At 62.0% G+C, this 1,040-nt stretch carries 3 protein-coding genes and 1 pseudogene; 3 read left to right on the top strand and 1 reads right to left on the bottom strand.

The genetic code is table 11. From position 1 onward, the window contains the following. Nucleotides 1–319: 319 nt before the first annotated feature. Genes QSK21_RS35860 through QSK21_RS35870 form a run of 3 tightly spaced genes read left to right on the top strand, consistent with a single transcriptional unit; the run spans nucleotide 320 to nucleotide 936 of the window. A complete protein-coding gene (locus QSK21_RS35860; protein ID WP_352231384.1) occupies nucleotides 320–493 on the top strand; it encodes a DUF397 domain-containing protein in 174 nt (57 codons plus the stop codon). A 30-nt stretch (nucleotides 494–523) separates the two neighbouring features. Then, nucleotides 524–700 carry a DUF397 domain-containing protein gene (locus QSK21_RS35865; protein ID WP_285702214.1) on the top strand — a complete coding sequence of 59 codons (177 nt, stop codon included), beginning with the start codon at nucleotides 524–526 and terminating at the stop codon, nucleotides 698–700. A 56-nt stretch (nucleotides 701–756) separates the two neighbouring features. Beyond that, the gene (locus tag QSK21_RS35870; protein WP_285702215.1) at nucleotides 757–936 is read left to right on the top strand and encodes a DUF397 domain-containing protein; all 180 of its coding nucleotides are present in this window, start codon (nucleotides 757–759) and stop codon (nucleotides 934–936) included. On the opposite strand, the pseudogene QSK21_RS35875 reads toward QSK21_RS35870, so the two are convergent. Beyond that, nucleotides 924–1,040: pseudogene (locus QSK21_RS35875) on the bottom strand (IS5/IS1182 family transposase); the annotation flags it as partial. The gene QSK21_RS35870 and the pseudogene QSK21_RS35875 overlap by 13 nt on opposite strands.

Raw genomic sequence — 1,040 nt, forward strand, 5'->3', positions numbered from 1 at the left:
TTGCGGCGGCGCACCCACCCGGTCAGCACCGACCGTTCCTCCTCGGACAACACCACCGGTTCCAGCTTCGGGCTCGGCATCCCCACAGCCTACCGGCTAACAAAGAACTATTGACTCAGAACACTAGACGGCAGCCTTAAGCTGCTGACCGGCGACAACTTCGGCGATCTGGTTTACACCGAGACACTTGGCAGTGGACGACTTGTATCCTCCCCGACAGAGGTCGCGGAGTTCGTAATCAAATATGCGAGAATAATCGGTGAAGCGCTCCCGCAGTACCTGTCCAGGAGCCTGATCCAGAAGATCATGGAGGAGTTCGGTGGTGACGAAGTGGCGGAAGAGTAGCTACAGCGGCTCGGAGGGCGGCGGCGAGTGCGTCGAACTGGCCCGCATCGGCGACGCCGTAGGCGTCCGAGACAGCAAAGACCCGAACGGGCCGAAACTGCTGGTCAGCCGCGAAGCGATGAGGGCCGCGCTGGCTGCCCACCGCTAACCCCGATGGTCGGGGAGGAGGACTGCTCCAGTGACTACGACGTGGCGGAAGAGTAGCTACAGCGGACCGGAAACTCAGTCAACCTGCGTCGAGCTGGCCCGCATCGGTGTAGCCGTAGGCATCCGGGACTCGAAGGACCCCAACGGTCCCAAGCTCATCGTGACACCTCAAAGCTTGAAGGCCGCCCTGAAGACTGCCGGCGTCTGAAGCGCTCGCGCAAGCCCTGTTCAAGAGCCTGGTGCAGAAGATCATGGAGGAGTTCGGTGGTGACGAAGTGGCGGAAGAGTAGCTACAGCGGTCCAGAAGGTCAGTCAACCTGTGTTGAACTGGCCCGCATCGGCGAGGCCGTGGGCATCCGGGACTCGAAAGATACCGACGGCCCCAAGCTCATCGTGACGCCTCAGGACCTCAAGGCCGCACTGAACCTTTTTCAGCAGGCGTGAGCTTCGCGGGTTTGTAGCACGTGAATGGCCTTGGCCAGGTGCCCGGCGCGGTGCGGGCAGCAGCGCAGCTTGCGGAGGATCCGCCAGCTCTTGAGCTGGGCATT

It is taken from the genome of Actinomadura sp. NBRC 104412, from assembly GCF_030269515.1.
GTDB lineage: Bacteria > Actinomycetota > Actinomycetes > Streptosporangiales > Streptosporangiaceae > Spirillospora.